Genomic DNA, 15,218 nt, shown 5'->3' on the forward strand with positions numbered 1-15,218 from the left:
TAGAGTGCAGCTATTAATCCTGCCATTTTGATTTTACAAATGTATCAATACGGCGAACTGCTTCCTCTAGTAATTCTAATGATGTTGCATAAGACAGGCGGATTGTTGCATCAGCACCAAATCCTGAACCTGGAATTACCGCCACATTTGCTTCTTCAAGCAATGCTTTGGCAAACGCATCTACTGATTCGTAACCGGTTTTCGCTGCCGCTTCTGATACGTCCGGTAGTAAATAGAATGCCCCCTGAGGCTTTAACACTTTAAAACCGGGAATCGCAGAAAGCTGCGGGTAAATTTTCTCAAGACGCGATTCAAATGCTTTACGCATTTCTTCCACTGCCGTCTGCGGGCCGTTATATGCTTCAACAGTCGCATATTGGGCCGTAGTCGTTGCATTGGAAGTTGAATGAGAAGCCAGATCTGTCATCGCCTTGATAATATCTGCTCTTCCGGCTGCATATCCAATACGCCAGCCTGTCATAGAGTGCGATTTTGCTACCCCATTCACAACAATTGTACGGGCTTTTATCTGCTCTGAAATTTGAGCCATAGAAAAATGTTCCACACCATTGTAAACAAGTTTCTCATAAATTTCATCTGAAATGATTAAAATATCTTTCTCGTCTGCTACCTTTGCCAATGCTTCCAGCTCTTCTCGGGAATAGATCATACCGGAAGGGTTTGAAGGAGAGTTGATGATAACAGCTTTTGTTTTTTCCGTCACAGCATCTGCCAATTGCTGTGGAGTAATTTTATAGCTCTGTTCTGCTGTTCCTTCTACATATACCGGTACACCGCCGGCCAGCTTAACTTGCTCAGGATACGATACCCAGTAAGGAATAGGAATAATGACTTCATCGCCTTCGTTGAGGATGACTTGGAATAACGTATATAACACATGCTTTGCCCCAACACCAACGATAATTTCATTCGGTTTGTATGTAAGGTGGTTGTCACGTGCAAGTTTGTCGATGATTGCCTGCTTTAATACCGGTAACCCCCCGGCTGGTGTATATTTCGTCAAGCCTTTCGTCATCGATTCCACTGCCGCATCTAAAATATTTTGAGGTGTGTTGAAGTCAGGCTCGCCCGCTCCTAAACCAATCACGTCGATACCTTGCTCTTTTAGCTCCTTCGCTTTTGCCGTAATGGCCAACGTAGAAGATGGTGTTAAAGTTTTTACTCGATTAGCTAATAGTTCTCTCACTGAAAATCGTCTCCTCTATAAATTCGATATGCGTTTCCACCATTGTCCGTCTTCAAACGAAATATACACATAATTCAGCTTATCAGCGTCGTTTAGATAAGTGATTTCCCATACAGCGCCGGCTTCCTCGTAGCCTAATTTTGCCTGAAGTATTTCTTTTACTTTCGTTTCTTTCCTTACTACGGATAATGCTTGTTCTTTTGTAATACCGTCCTTCAAAAACACTTCTTGAATCAATTTCTCTTCTAGATTGATCGGAACGAAGATAGCTTTTTCCTTACCGTATTCGTCTTCCCCGAATACCGTAACATACGGCTTATTACCATTGTAGACATAACTGTCCGAAACAACCGCCAAAGACCTGGAACTGATAGCCAAGTCCTCCGCCTGCTGTTCCTTCTCATTAAATGGCGCATCGGCTTTCCAGAGTACGAAAGAGGTAATGACAAGTACCAGCGAGAGGGTGAAAATAACGCCGAAAATGATCCAGTTTTTCACTCTGCCACCTTCTTCTGTACTGCTGATGCATATTGTTTATAAATTCGTATCATCTTGCTTACCTGCTTTCCTTCCTCATCGTTCATTATTATACCAATCTTCAAGTTCCAATACCATAGTGGCTAGTGATAGTTTTTGCACAGAAATCGGCGGCAACGCCCGAATAAACTCGGCTCCATATGATTTTGTTTCGATTCTGCGATCAAGTACAATAAATACCCCTTTATCTTGCGACGAACGGATAAGGCGGCCAAACCCTTGCTTGAAACGTAAAATGGCTTCAGGAAGAGACAATTCTGCAAATGAATTCTGCCCATTCGCCTGCAAGTAACCCGCTCTTGCACGGAATGTAGGTTCATCAGGCGAAGAGAATGGCAGACGTACAACAATAACAGAAGCCAATCCGTCACCCGGCACGTCAACACCTTCCCAAAAGCTGTTTGTCCCAAAAAGCACTGACTGATTGAATTTTTGAAAGGCCTTTAATAAACGCATTCTACTGCCCGCAGTTACCCCTTGGGCAAATAACATATAATCTTCGAGAAGACCGCTCTCTTGAATAAGCTCTACTGTTTCCCGCAGCATCTGCTGAGAAGTAAAGAGCACAAAGCATCTTCCTTCTGTTGTCCTAACTGTTTGAGTGACAGCATGGGCAACCGCTTCAATATAATCCGATTGGCTGACAGATTGAATATCAGGCATATCCGTTACAACAAAGGCCTTTGCTCCACTGAAATAGGCTGGAGGAGCCTGCAGCACCTCTAATTTCACATTTCTTGAAATACCCAACTGGTCTGTAATGAAATTCGTATTGTGGGGAACGGTCATCGTCCCCGAAGTCCAGACAATCCCTACACGGTTTCGATAATGATGAAATAGACGTTCAATGATGGATGTTACCTGAATTGGTTTTTTCATCAGCTGAATGGAGCTTGGCATGCTGCGTTTATCGACTTCCACCCACGTAGAGTAGTGGTCATTTGAACGCAGGAACACATCATCCCACTGGACAATTGCCAGTTTATATTCACGAATCCAAAAACGCCATTCATCCAAGAGATAAATATGCTCCGGCGCCAAATCATCCACACTGCTTTCAAATTGTGTTGCCACTTCCTCTGCCAGATCAATCCAGCGTTGCACAGCTGATGAAAATTGCTCGAATTGTGTTCGGTCAATTGCAAGCTCGTCTAAAAAAAACGACATTTTCATTTCACGCTTACTGGTTGATTTGAGCTTTTGTGTAAGCAACTGCATAAAGTGTTGCATTACTTGATCAAATTTAGTCATCATTTGCATAAAGTTCTTTTCTAGACGCTGCATGACTTGTAAAGGGACACGGTGTGATTTTACTGCAGCACGCTGGAGTCTTGTAAACTGTGCTTCATCTGTAGCCAAACCTATTTGTCCAAAAATATATTTCCAGCTTTTAAAAGAGAATAATTTTTCATCATGGGCAATTGCTGCTTGGATAAATTGATGTGCTTCGTCGATTACCCATCCGCCAATCTCTTTAAATAATGGTGTTTGACGCACTAGATCTGCCAGCATCATCGCATGGTTCGTTAAAATAATATCCGACTGCTCTGCTTTCGCCACAGCCCGTTCATAAAAATCAAATTCTCGTTGGATTACACGGGAGTTTTCTGTTTTCCGGATTTTCTCCAAAAATAGCTGTCCGCCTCCAGAGACATTTAATTCATCTAGGTCTCCTGTTTCTGTTTTTGAAAGCCAGACAAGCACCTGCAGAATAACTAATGTTTCGTCATAGGAGTCTTCACGGGCCATATAAAGCTGTGAAAAACGGGCAACATCCACATAATGCCTCATGCCTTTTAAAAGCGCCACTCGTACTCTGTCTCCTGTAATACGCTCTAAACGGGGAAGTTCTTCTTGAATAAGCTGATCCATTAAATGAGACGTATATGTACTAATGCCTACCTTATGGCGAGATTTACGGGCATAGTGATAAACTGGAAGAAGATAGGCAAGTGTCTTTCCAATCCCTGTAGACGCTTCAATCACCAATTCTTTCTTATCATTCAAACTTTCCCACACATAGTCCATCATTTGAAATTGTTCGGGGCGCTCTTCAAAATTCGGGACTTTCGTCTGCAATCTCTCTATTTTTTCTGCACGTGTAGCTGGATAAGGAAAGCTCTCCCCGATAGGTTCCATATTCCGGACAGGTTTTTTTATCGCCAATTTCTGATAAAAAATATGGTGTTCATAATGATCGACCTTACTGCGTTTCAGCTGCAAAGCATCGAAAAATAATTGCGCAAGGTTCGACTTGAGCCTGAATGAGCGCTTGTGCATTTGTTGTAACGTTAGGAGTGGTAAGTTTAACAACTCCTGCCAGCATGCTTTTAAAAGCATGGCGGTTGCTTTTGCGTCATCATCAGCTCTATGTGCTTTTTCCAAAGTGATACCAAGCTCGCTTGCCAAATCTCCTAGCTTATAGCCTAAAGCCGTCGGAAAAACGATTTTCGCAAGTTCCACTGTATCAATTGTTTTCCCATGCCACTGTGACAAACCTGCACGTTTAAATTCAGCCTGCAGGAACGGCAGATCAAAGTCGGCATTATGAGCCACAAAAACAGCGCCGTCAAGCAGTTCATAGATTTTATCGGCATGTGCCTCAAACGGCAGGGCCTCCCGTACATCTTCGTCTGTAATATTTGTTAAATCCTGAATAAAAAGCGGGATTGGCCGACCGGGGTGAATGAATGATGTAAAAGTCTTCTCAATACACCAATCCTTCATTATCACGATCGCGATTTGAATCATTCGGTCTCCATTAGCTGGATTGTGGCCAGTTGTTTCTAAATCGACAATTGCGTATTTTTGACTTTCCATCATTTTTCTCAACTCACAGTTCTCATAATTATATGCGCATTTTATCATAGAAAGCTTTCTCCGGTCATGCCATACATCCATCCAAAAGTGAAAAGAGCGGACACGGACAACAAAAAACGCATTACCTAAAGGTAACACGTGCTAGTATGTATATAAATCGAGCAGGGGCTCATCCTCCCTGCTCTATAGCAAAAGCTTCCCAGCAAATCCGTGCTGTAAATGGATGCTTTTGTTGTAAAGCATAAGCTTTACATAGGTTGTTTGGCACCTATTTATTATTGTACCATAGAAATACTCTATCAGCAATCTCCTATTAAGGTGGCTGCCTCTGGTCTAGCCGAGTACGGCATTATTATAAAATTTGCTTTTCCTTTTTAAAAACCCACTTCCGCTGCACTACAAATGCCAATATAAATAAGGCTGTATCAACGAGAACTTTCAAAACAATTTCACCATTTTGAAGCCATTCGCTATAAAGCAATTGAACTGAACCAGCCGAAGTAACCATAATAAAGGCAGCTAATAAATAGTACCTGTATAGTGACTTCCGTGAACCGCTTTTAAATACTGTGTGACGGTTTATATAGTAATTGAAAAATGATGATAGGAGCCTTGCCAAAATAGTGGCAATGATAAGAAACGACATTGGCGCAACAATCTTGAATACTTTTGCAAACAGCATAAATAATGCCAAATCAATTAAAAAGGAGGCACTGCTTGTTAAAGCATAAAGTAAAAAGACTTTGTAGACTTGAAAAGAATCATGAAATGGACGAAAATGCGATGATTTATTCCCCTCTAAATACATCGTATCAATAGGGACTTCGGCAATCGGGATGTTTAATTCCTTCAGCTTTGCCAGCACATTCATTTCATATTCAAACCGTTCTCCTTCAATTGACAGCAGCTGCGGCAAATACTTTGTCGGAATACCACGAAGGCCTGTTTGTGTGTCATTTAATCGCGTACCTGTCACGAACCGATAAATAATTTTGGTGCATTGGTTGCCAAACTTGGAGCGTAGCGGGATGTCTTTCCCGGAAAAGTTCCGAGACCCTAAAACCAGTGCATCATCCGATTCGTCCAGCGATTGTACAATGTTTAGAATGTCTTTTGTCAAATGCTGTCCATCAGCATCAATTGTAACGACCGCACGCAATTCGGGATGCTCGTTACAAATATGATGAAAGCCTGTTTTAAGTGCCCGCCCTTTTCCTTGGTTGACAGCGTGACGCAATATAGTTACTTGTCGAAATGTATTAAGCTTATTAAATATATAGCTCGTATCACTGCCATCATCCACCACAAAAATCGGTCCTGTATGAACTTGTATAAGTTCCTCTATTACTCGGATAGCTTTTTCATCTGGTTGATATGCCGGCATTAGAATTCCGATTTCCTTCATTTTGTCACCATCTTTCCATACTGTACCCTCCTATTACCCCTCCTCTTTAAAACATATTCCTTAGGTGACAACTTATTGGTTTATATATCTAATTTCTTATTTTCTGATCTATAGTATGGTGATACACTAGTAAAAAGTTCATTAAATTTAGAGGAATATTATGCGCATTCACTTAACTTATCTCCTGCTTTTACTAGTTAGCCTGCCGTTGCTACTAGCCAGCTGGTTACCAAGTAACGGGCATGAAGACCCGATTGTCATAGTTTTAGGGACGAAATTAAATGAAGACGGAACGCCATCCTCATTATTAAAAAGCCGTTTGGATGCCGCTCTTGCTTATGCAAATATCGATGAGGGTATTACCTATATTGTAAGTGGGGCTGGAGAGGCAGCGGTGATGAAAGAATATCTAATGGAAAATGGAATTGACGAGAAACAAATTAAAGTGGAGGATAAAGCGGTCAATACATATGAAAATATCTTGTTTTCAGCAAAACTATTACCCGATGACAGCTCTTCCTTTACTATTATTTCCAGTGATTTTCATGTTTACCGGGCCCAGGCTATGGCTTCTTCTTTAGGGTATAATGTCCATGTCATAAGTGCCGAAACACCTTTTTTAGACCGGCTCTATTGGCAAATAAGAGAAGTGGCTGCACTGGCAAAATTTTGGATGACGGGATCTTAAAGAGCTGTTTGAACGTTACGTCAAACAGCCTTTAAAACATCCCAGGCAGGAATTCAGATTTGAATCGGATATTTTTGCGAAGCCAAATTTTTAGAATATCACGGTGGGTCAATAATTTACGCCGACGCTGGAATCTTCTCTTTACATCCAGTAAACTTTCTAAAAGCATCCGTGTTTCCGGCAGACATTCGTTCGGCTCTACCAGCACATCCAGTGTAAAGTTGATGAGCCCGGCACTTTGGACAGAGGCAAGCAGTTTGGCAAATAATTGCCCCATTTCTATGATTCTCTCTTCCACTTCCAGTTCCATCAGCCGAAATAACGTGTCTTCTATTTCTTTTTCTAATGCTATTAGCTTCTCTTCCATTCTACCCCTCCCACAAGCCTTTCTTATTAATTCACAGTAATTTATTATAGCAAATAATTGTCTGCTAAACGAAAAACAATGATTAAAAGGGGATGGCATTCTTTATATTAGCATCCCCTTTCCTATTCATTCACCTGTTCAATTGTTACTCTTCCATCGCCTTTTACTTTTGATGAATCGCCTTGCCGAACACAGCACTCGCTGCATCACCAATATGTTCGCTCACTGTGGGATGCGGAAAAATCATACGCGCTAGGTCTTTAACAGAACCACCGGCAACTTTAGCGGCTAGCATAGCATTAATCATCTCCGTAGCTCCATCTCCTACAACACAGGCCCCGTAAATATCTCCTTCAGGACTTGCTACAAATTTCATGAACCCTTGAATATTACCTTCTAATAGGGCTTTTGGGTTTGTCGGTAAATACATTTTTGTTACAATGGCGTCTGCCGGTGCTTCGTGCTCCAACATGCCGAAAGTTGCGATTTCCGGATGTGTATACACACATCTTGGAATTTCCTGCTGATTGATGACACGTGGGTATTTGCCTAAAATATAATCGACAGCATGCACCCCTTCCGCACTTGCTGAGTGTGCCAGTTGGAAGCCTCCAACTAGATCGCCAATAGCAAAAATACCCGGTACACTCGTCTCATAATGATTATTAACAGCAACCAGGCGACCATCCATTGCAAGATTTAGTTCCTTCGCTATCTCGATATTTGGCCGGCGTCCCGTAGCAAATAAAAGGTTCTCATAAGTATGAATGCCTCGTGATGTATGAATCTCATGATCTCGTATCTCCTCGAATGTAAAATCTGTCACTAATTCGATTCCGAGTTTTTTCATGTTTTCTTTAATAATCGGCCGAGCATCAGGTTCTTCCGTCTGTAAAATATCAGTACTATGATTCAGCACAGTTACCTTTGTCCCCATTGGTGCCAGTGCAAATGCCATTTCAATAGCAATAACCCCTCCGCCGATAATTGTTAGCTGCTTTGGCAGTTCTGTTATATTGAAAAACGTATCTGTTGTATAGTAATAAGCTGCCTCAACCCCTTTGAATGGAGGTACGAAAGGATGGCTGCCTGTGGCAAGAATAATATTTTTCGCTTCGAACGATCGGCTGCCCACTGATATGACGCGCTCTTCTGACACGGATGCTTCACCATATATTAAATCAATTTGGGCATTTTCAACAAAGCCTTCAATATTGCACAGTAATTGCTCTATTACTGTATCTTTGCGATTCATTAATTTTGGAAAATCAATATTGATGGTCGGCACCGTGATACCCCAATCTGTTCCACGTCTGATTTCCTGCACCAATTTACTATGCTCCAGCATAATTTTTGATGGAATGCACCCTACATTGTAGCATGCTCCCCCTACTTTATTTTTTTCTACTAGTGCTACTCGCATACCGCTTTTAGCTGCATGAATAGCCGCAACATATCCACCAGGTCCAGCCCCAATGACCGCTAAATCATAATCATTCATGTTAACATCACCTCCCATTTAACGATACATCAGCAAAACCCAACAGACAACATTTTTACCAATAATTTGAATAAAATTATTCATTACTTCTTTTAAACAATCTTTGTTGAATCTCTTGTATTCCCTTCCTTTACCAACATATTCCCCTCTATTTCGGCCTATAATCGAACACTTGCGGCAATTTACTGCATTCACAAATATTTTATGGTATGGCAGCATTTTAAAAAAAACGGCATACAAATTGGAACAATAGCTGGATATACCTCGAAAAAAACAAACTGACTAAAGGATTTCGACTCCCTAGTCAGTTCATTTATTTTAAATTACGGCGATAATCACACAGATCCATGCAGCAAGCTGAAGAAGCCCTCCAATTGGCGTTATAGCCCCGAGCTTGCGGATTCCTGTTAAGGACAATATATATAGGCTTCCAGAAAATATCACCGACCCGAGGAACATGCACCATGTAGCTGCAGTCAAGAGACCTGATTCACCGACAGTATGTATTAGAAGACCAGTTAAGATAAGACCTAGTGCATGATACATCAAATAGCGGCAAGCAGTTTCCCAATTATCAGCATATTTCTGTTCCTTAAACTTATCCTTTAACGCATGCGCTCCGAATGCACCGAATGCAACTGCTACAAAGGCCATGGCGGCACCTAATAGTATCGCTAACTTCATGTCAAAACACTCCTTTTAACTCTGCTTTATATATGATAGCACATCCTTCATAGAAGGGAGTGCAGTCATAGCTCCAACTTCTGTACAAACAAGTGCTCCTACAATGTTACTGAACGCTGTTAGCTGCTTAAATTCTTTAAAACTGATGTCACTTAGTGTCGGATAATCAGAAATTTGTTTCAGCATGGCACCTACAAAAGCATCGCCAGCACCTGTCGTATCTACTGCCTGAATGGAGATACTCTCAATAAGAGCTTCCTCTAGGCCATTTGAAATCCACGTTCCCTGCTCCCCTTTCGTCACGGCAAACCATTTGCAATTTGGTACCTGCTGGCCATAACGGGTGAATTCCTCTTCGCTCATTTTAATAAAATCGGCTAAGTCGACACACTCCTTTACCCGCAGATCATACGTTTCTTCTCTGCCTTTCCATAGATCAGCTCTGAAATTAGGGTCAAAGGAAATAAACACGCCCCGTTGTTTCATCATCCGCATACTTTCCATATATGTTTCATAGAAAGGACTGGAAAGGAGAGCAGTGGCAGAGCCGAAATGGGCAATCCGCATATCCAATTGTTCGATGTTCACTTCCTCCATCGTGAGCATTTCGTCTGCTCCCCGATTAAACATAAAATCCCGTTCACCCCCTGCTGTCCGGGATACAAATGCCAGCGTAGTAGGTTCTTTTCCCCTTACAAGAAGCGACATATCAACACCTGCTTCTGTCATCACCTGCTCCAAATAGTCCCCGAATGCATCGTTTCCTACTTTTCCGCAAAATGCCGCATGCCCTCCCAACTTAGCAATAGCAGCGCATACATTGGCAGGCGCCCCACCCGCTTGCTTTATGTAATAACTGCCATCTGTCAGACTTTTATTTGTCTCCGTACAAAAGAAATCAACCAGTAGTTCACCTATACATACTATTTTCTTCATTTACTCGCCTCCTCTTCCATCTTACCTCCTGATTCAAAATTTAGATAGAATAGCAGGTTTAAAATATTTTAATTAGGGAAATGACTAGGAAAAAGAGGGTGTGTCCATGTCTAAGAAAACAATTATGCTTACCGCTTCTCTTCTTCTTGGGAGTGCTGGATTGTCTGCTGCTGCTGAAGGAACGGAAGAGACGATAACGAATGATAGCAGGCTCAGCAGCATGTATGGACAAGCAGACGGAAAAGAAATTTATAGTGAAGATAATATAGAAATACCTCCACAACAACAGGAAACCCGAAAGATTGAAACATCTAAGCAAATCCTTTTTTCTGAAAAAGATCTACATAAAAAGCTCGTCTGTTACCAGCAGACGAGCTTTCAAACAAACAGTCCTGCTCATTCAGCTTGCCAGCAAAAGCTGACCGTCATAACAAAAATAATAAAAGAGCGGTTCCTGTCAAGTCTAGGCCAGGTTACTGTATCAAAAAGACCATTGCCTTAAAGAAGTAACGCGCATTTTTCCTTCCTTACTGACACAGGAATTGTTTTCGTAATCTGTATTATCTTATAAAGATAAAAATCGCTATATGGCTTCTTCCTACAGCTATTATTTCTGCTTGCTTATTTACCAAATGCGCTTCTATGACTGAATTTCTATGACGCCGGAAATTTCTGTCCCTTGAAGCGCCTGGGTAGCTAGCCGATCTGCTTCAGTATTTTCCTTCCTCGGTACAAGCTCATATTCAGCTTTCAAACCAAGTGCCTGTAATTTATTCTCGATTTTATCAGCCCAATCGGACAGGGTTTTCTCATATGCCGGCCACTCCCCATTCAGCTGATTGATGACTACTTGCGAATCTCCAATTATACGTACAGTCTGATGATGGACATCCATCAGATCCAGCTCGACAAGTGCGAGATGGAGAGCCGCATATTCAGCTTCATTATTGGAATCCAGCCCTGCTGTATAGGCATTATGACGTAGTCGGAAAGACTTCCCATCCTTTTCGTAATAAATGGCTACACCAAGACCAGATGCTTTAGTCTGGATATCGAAACCTCCGTCAAAATAAATCGTAATATGATGGGGCTCCGTCTCCATTTCTTTTAAATACTTTTTCAGCTCTTTTATCATCCAGGTGCTGTCATACTCATCGATGATTTCTAATGATTGCACACGGCCGGTTTTCTCGATATCTTCGGCAATCATCAGTGCCTGTGCCGGTGTCATTGCTTCTGAGCGTAATACTGCAACTGCTCCCTTTGGTGTTTTGTATGTCCATTCCAGGATTAGTTTCATAAGATGCACACCTTTCGTATATTTTCTTTATTATAGCAAAAAAGTCAATTTTCATACGTAAAGGAGAGCTGTCTATACTGCCTAGAGGTAGCTTTTCTTACGCAGTTAGTTCGGAAAGAACTGTATATAATAACGGAATGCCTTGAAGCAAAATAATATTCATTTGGTATATGATACGCTAAACTGAGAGAAGTAAAAATGGAAAGGAACAGAGATATGGAATCTTTTAACAGTGAAAGAACCCCTAAAAAAAGAACACTCGTTGCGAAGGAAACTGATATTCCCGGTGTTTTTCATATAGCGACTCCTCAAAATGTAAAGCCGTCCGCAGAGAATGAAGCGATTATTAAAGCAGTAATCGAGCGTATTAACTGGAAGGCAATTGAGGCAAAAAACTAACTCACTTTACATAGTACGTTCACATCATGATAAAACCGGGTCAGTCTCCCGATTGGAGGAGTTGACCCGGTCTTTTTATATTTTTTAGTTTTCGTGATATTTAAATATTATGCTTTCACAAATATGTTTCGTAAACTATTACACTTTACGGAATTTATGCATTTACGCCCTTTTCTTCTGCCAGCATTTCATGTAAATAGGCGATAATCTCTCTTATCCCTTCCAAGGAATTGACAAGTACCTTTGGCTCGACACATGTAATCATCCGGTTCTCCAAGTTCGCTACTGCCGTAAAATAGGCAGTTTTTGCATAGTTGACAAGGCCAACCTGCTTTAATATCTGCGGCTCAAAATCCAATATCTCACGCGCTTCTGATACGACAAGTCCATAATTGACTACATCTGTATTTAAAATAATCATGCGCACGTGTTCACCAGTGCTTGAACGATTATATAAAATACGCTGGAAGTCAATAACAGGAATTAATTCCCCGCGCGCTCTTGTAAATCCAAGCAGGTAGTTCGGTAAATGTGGAATCGGTGTAATATGCTCCAGCTTTTCAATTGAGACAACTTGCTCTACAGGGACAGCATATTCCTCCTGCCCGCACGCAAACACAACAGATTTTTCAAACCCCACTGCAATCCCCCTCTCTTATTTCGCAGCAAATTTTACGATCTCTACTAAATAATCGGCAAGCTTTTCAAGTTCTTTAATCGGCATCCGCTCATTTGTCGTATGAATTTCTTCATAGCCCACTGCCAGATTGACTGTTGGAATACCAAATCCTGCGATGACGTTCGCATCGCTTCCTCCGCCTGAAATGCCTAGGACCGGTTTACGATCAATTGCACGGGCTGCATTCATTGCAACCTGCACGACTTTATCCGATTCAGTTGCACGGAAGCCAGGGTACATCAATTTTACATCTACTTCCGCTCGACCACCGAACTGCTCTGCAACGGATTCAAATGTTTCTTTCATATGTTTTGTCTGTGCGTTTAACTTACTTTCGTCAATGGAACGGGCCTCTGCTAAAATCAATACTTCATCACAAACAATATTTGTTGCCTGGCCGCCTTCAAAGCGTCCAATATTAGCAGTTGTTTCTTCATCAAGGCGTCCTAGCTGCATCTTGCTGATTGCCTTTGCAGCAAGAGTAATAGCGGAAATTCCTTTTTCAGGCGCTACCCCAGCATGCGCTGTCTTGCCAATGATTTTCGCTTCAATGCGGGCTTGGAACGGCGCCGCTGTCACAATACCCCCGACTTCCCCGTTACTATCTACAGCGAAACCGTATTTTGCCATAATCATAGATGGGTCCAGCTCTTTTGCACCTGCAAGACCACTTTCCTCACCTGCTGTAATGATGAATTGGATTGTACCATGTTCGATATTTTGCTCTTTCAATCGGCGTGCCATCTCAAATAATGCAGCCATACCAGCCTTATCATCCGCCCCTAAGATTGTTGTGCCATCCGAATAAATATAGCCGTCTTCCCGAATCTCAGGCTTGATGCCCTTACCAGGAACAACAGTATCCATATGCACTGTAAAATAAATCGGCTCCACATCAAATGAGCCTTTTAATGTGGCAATGATATTTCCAGCACCGTGGCCGTTTCGCAGGTGAGCGTCATCCTGTACAACCTCAAAGCCCATCTCCTCTAACTTTTTCACGATAATTGGTGCAATGATTTCCTCATGCTTTGTTTCTGAGTCAATTTGCACAAGCTCTAAAAATTCTTCCACTAATCGAGTAGTCATATCATACTCTCCTTTTCTTTTATTACATACGGAACTATTTTACTCCTGTCGCCTTGTTAACACAATCTTTCCCTCTGTTTGAAATTAATTGCGATTTTTCGTCGGCTAATTGTTTTAGTTTCTCTTCTGCCTGCTGCAATTTCTTTTTCAACTCATTGAGCGTGTTTGCCACATCATCTGAAACTCGTCTAATCTGGTTCGTTGACGTGGCAATTTTCGAATGAATGGACCAAGCAGAGAAAATGTCATCAAAAAAGTAATCAGCAAATTTTACAAATCCATCTGTTTCTATTCGAAGTGTACGATGCCTCATTTCCTGGATATCAAGCAGTTCGTTCTGAAAACGCTGCAATGCTCGCTGCGCCTCATGTATATAGCTGTTTGTTTTGTCCAGCTCCTGATGCTTTAACGCTGTAGCAATAACTCCACCGCCGAAAAACGTGTCCCAAGTAGAGTAGCCACTTGCTGTACGTAACGTACTAGCCGCTTCTGCCAGCTTTTGCTGTGCGTTTCTTCCCGCCTCTAATGCTTCATTTATTTCAATGATTAAGTGATTCGCCAGCAATTCCTGCTCTGTAAGATGATTTAATTTATCCGCCATTTGCGGATCATTTACCATATAATAAATCTGAATTTTCATTTCCAGACTTTTCACCTGTTCTGCTACATCGGCTTCCTGAATCGTACTTATTTTATGTTGAAGAGCAATGGCTTCCTTCTGTAAATCTTCGAAAGTAAGCTGGGATTCAATTAATTTGAGCTCTGTTTCTGCAACACGGTCATATCCTTCTTCCACTAGCTCATCTTGCTTCCCCGTCCATGTCCTGAATAAATTGACAAAGGAGAAATGATCTAATTTATTCAACCTTTTACGCGCTTCTTCCAAGCTCTGTTTATACTTTGTTATATCCTCCTCCGCGTGACGAAGCTGTCCATCTATTATTTCCTTTTGCTTTTTCAGTTTACCAAGTGCCCGAAGCTGGCCTTTTTTTTTTCTTGAAGCTCCTGCTGCATTTCTATTAATTGCATGTCTATCCCACCTTTTTTACTCGTACTTTTTCTCCATACAAGAGTTTAATCACTGTAACTAAGCGCTGATTTTCGGGTTGGCTGGATGCTTTCCTGAAGGCACGCCTCCAACTAAATGGTTTCAAAACACTGGATTTTCTTCACTTGCTCATCCTCTAGGAATCTCCCGCCATCACTTCAATCAATTCCAAATAATAATACTTTGTCATTCCTTCAATATGGATAATTGTAGTTTAAAAGTAAAATTTACTGTAATGAAACCGCCCTAAAAATTGCTTACACCATTTTTGCGGAAACGATGATTTACAATTGAACCAGACACTTTTCTTCATTTCTTATAAATGAAAACCGCCATCAGTCTTTTTTATTTATAATACATACTATGAACTCGTCGATTTCCACTACAGGTACTATGCTTTCTACAGGCACAGCCTCAGCCTTCTCCCTCACTACGCTCTTTCCAGGTGCTTCGGCTCGTACTGTTCCCGTAGGAGTCTCTGCCCCTTCCACTCCTATCGACTAGTGTTAACTAAAAAATACATAATTTCCTAACACCACAAAATATTATTATAACGAA

15 protein-coding genes are annotated in these 15,218 nt (G+C 41.5%); 3 read left to right on the plus strand and 12 right to left on the minus strand.

Annotation, left to right across the window (positions count from 1 at the left end):
* Positions 1-13: 13 nt before the first annotated feature.
* The 4 genes from BOD01S_RS06215 to BOD01S_RS06230 all read right to left on the minus strand — a co-directional run bounded on the left by BOD01S_RS06215 (position 14) and on the right by BOD01S_RS06230 (position 5,969).
* The gene (locus BOD01S_RS06215) at positions 14-1,207 is read right to left on the minus strand and encodes a pyridoxal phosphate-dependent aminotransferase (protein WP_036158296.1); all 1,194 of its coding nucleotides are present in this window, start codon (positions 1,205-1,207) and stop codon (positions 14-16) included.
* Positions 1,208-1,222: 15 nt separating this feature from the next.
* On the minus strand, positions 1,223-1,705 hold the full coding sequence (locus tag BOD01S_RS06220; protein ID WP_036158294.1) for a cell wall elongation regulator TseB-like domain-containing protein: 483 nt from the start codon (positions 1,703-1,705) through the stop codon (positions 1,223-1,225).
* Between the two features lie 75 nt (positions 1,706-1,780).
* Positions 1,781-4,567: an ATP-dependent DNA helicase DinG gene (gene dinG / locus BOD01S_RS06225; protein ID WP_036159605.1), complete on the minus strand. Its 2,787-nt coding sequence runs from the start codon at positions 4,565-4,567 to the stop codon at positions 1,781-1,783.
* 349 nt (positions 4,568-4,916) lie between these two features.
* Positions 4,917-5,969 (minus strand): bifunctional glycosyltransferase family 2/GtrA family protein, encoded by a 1,053-nt coding sequence (locus BOD01S_RS06230; protein ID WP_036158291.1) that lies wholly within the window; start codon positions 5,967-5,969, stop codon positions 4,917-4,919.
* A 160-nt stretch (positions 5,970-6,129) separates the two neighbouring features.
* On the opposite strand from BOD01S_RS06230, the gene BOD01S_RS06235 reads away from it, so the two are divergent.
* Positions 6,130-6,657 carry a YdcF family protein gene (locus BOD01S_RS06235; RefSeq protein ID WP_052124979.1) on the plus strand — a complete coding sequence of 176 codons (528 nt, stop codon included), beginning with the start codon at positions 6,130-6,132 and terminating at the stop codon, positions 6,655-6,657.
* A 31-nt stretch (positions 6,658-6,688) separates the two neighbouring features.
* On the opposite strand, the gene BOD01S_RS06240 is transcribed toward BOD01S_RS06235, so the two are convergent.
* The 4 genes from BOD01S_RS06240 to BOD01S_RS06255 all read right to left on the minus strand — a co-directional run bounded on the left by BOD01S_RS06240 (position 6,689) and on the right by BOD01S_RS06255 (position 10,145).
* The gene (locus BOD01S_RS06240) at positions 6,689-7,024 is read right to left on the minus strand and encodes a hypothetical protein (protein WP_036158288.1); all 336 of its coding nucleotides are present in this window, start codon (positions 7,022-7,024) and stop codon (positions 6,689-6,691) included.
* Between the two features lie 163 nt (positions 7,025-7,187).
* Entirely contained in the window at positions 7,188-8,525 is a 1,338-nt protein-coding gene (gene lpdA / locus BOD01S_RS06245; protein ID WP_036158285.1) for a dihydrolipoyl dehydrogenase, read from the minus strand.
* A gap of 318 nt (positions 8,526-8,843) precedes the next feature.
* A complete protein-coding gene (locus BOD01S_RS06250; RefSeq protein ID WP_036158282.1) occupies positions 8,844-9,209 on the minus strand; it encodes a DUF423 domain-containing protein in 366 nt (121 codons plus the stop codon).
* A gap of 15 nt (positions 9,210-9,224) precedes the next feature.
* Positions 9,225-10,145, minus strand: coding sequence for a carbohydrate kinase family protein (locus BOD01S_RS06255; RefSeq protein ID WP_036158280.1), 921 nt, complete (start codon positions 10,143-10,145; stop codon positions 9,225-9,227).
* A gap of 106 nt (positions 10,146-10,251) precedes the next feature.
* Here BOD01S_RS06255 and BOD01S_RS06260 point away from each other — a divergent pair, with 106 nt between their 5' ends.
* The gene (locus tag BOD01S_RS06260; protein ID WP_036158276.1) at positions 10,252-10,647 is read left to right on the plus strand and encodes a hypothetical protein; all 396 of its coding nucleotides are present in this window, start codon (positions 10,252-10,254) and stop codon (positions 10,645-10,647) included.
* 138 nt (positions 10,648-10,785) lie between these two features.
* Here BOD01S_RS06260 and BOD01S_RS06265 read toward each other — a convergent pair whose 3' ends face one another.
* Positions 10,786-11,445: a reverse transcriptase-like protein gene (locus BOD01S_RS06265; RefSeq protein ID WP_036158274.1), complete on the minus strand. Its 660-nt coding sequence runs from the start codon at positions 11,443-11,445 to the stop codon at positions 10,786-10,788.
* 216 nt (positions 11,446-11,661) lie between these two features.
* Here BOD01S_RS06265 and BOD01S_RS06270 point away from each other — a divergent pair, with 216 nt between their 5' ends.
* On the plus strand, positions 11,662-11,844 hold the full coding sequence (locus BOD01S_RS06270) for a hypothetical protein (protein WP_143815020.1): 183 nt from the start codon (positions 11,662-11,664) through the stop codon (positions 11,842-11,844).
* A 154-nt stretch (positions 11,845-11,998) separates the two neighbouring features.
* Here the strand turns inward: BOD01S_RS06270 and BOD01S_RS06275 are convergent, their stop codons facing one another.
* The 3 genes from BOD01S_RS06275 to BOD01S_RS06285 are packed head-to-tail and all read right to left on the minus strand — an operon-like array spanning position 11,999 to position 14,477.
* Positions 11,999-12,484 (minus strand): chemotaxis protein CheW, encoded by a 486-nt coding sequence (locus BOD01S_RS06275; RefSeq protein ID WP_036158268.1) that lies wholly within the window; start codon positions 12,482-12,484, stop codon positions 11,999-12,001.
* Positions 12,485-12,499: 15 nt separating this feature from the next.
* The gene (locus tag BOD01S_RS06280) at positions 12,500-13,612 is read right to left on the minus strand and encodes a M20/M25/M40 family metallo-hydrolase (RefSeq protein ID WP_036158265.1); all 1,113 of its coding nucleotides are present in this window, start codon (positions 13,610-13,612) and stop codon (positions 12,500-12,502) included.
* A 34-nt stretch (positions 13,613-13,646) separates the two neighbouring features.
* Positions 13,647-14,477, minus strand: coding sequence for a hypothetical protein (locus BOD01S_RS06285; RefSeq protein ID WP_143815019.1), 831 nt, complete (start codon positions 14,475-14,477; stop codon positions 13,647-13,649).
* Positions 14,478-15,218 lie beyond the last annotated feature (741 nt).

This window comes from Lysinibacillus odysseyi 34hs-1 = NBRC 100172 (assembly GCF_001591965.1).
Lineage (GTDB): Bacteria > Bacillota > Bacilli > Bacillales_A > Planococcaceae > Lysinibacillus_B > Lysinibacillus_B odysseyi.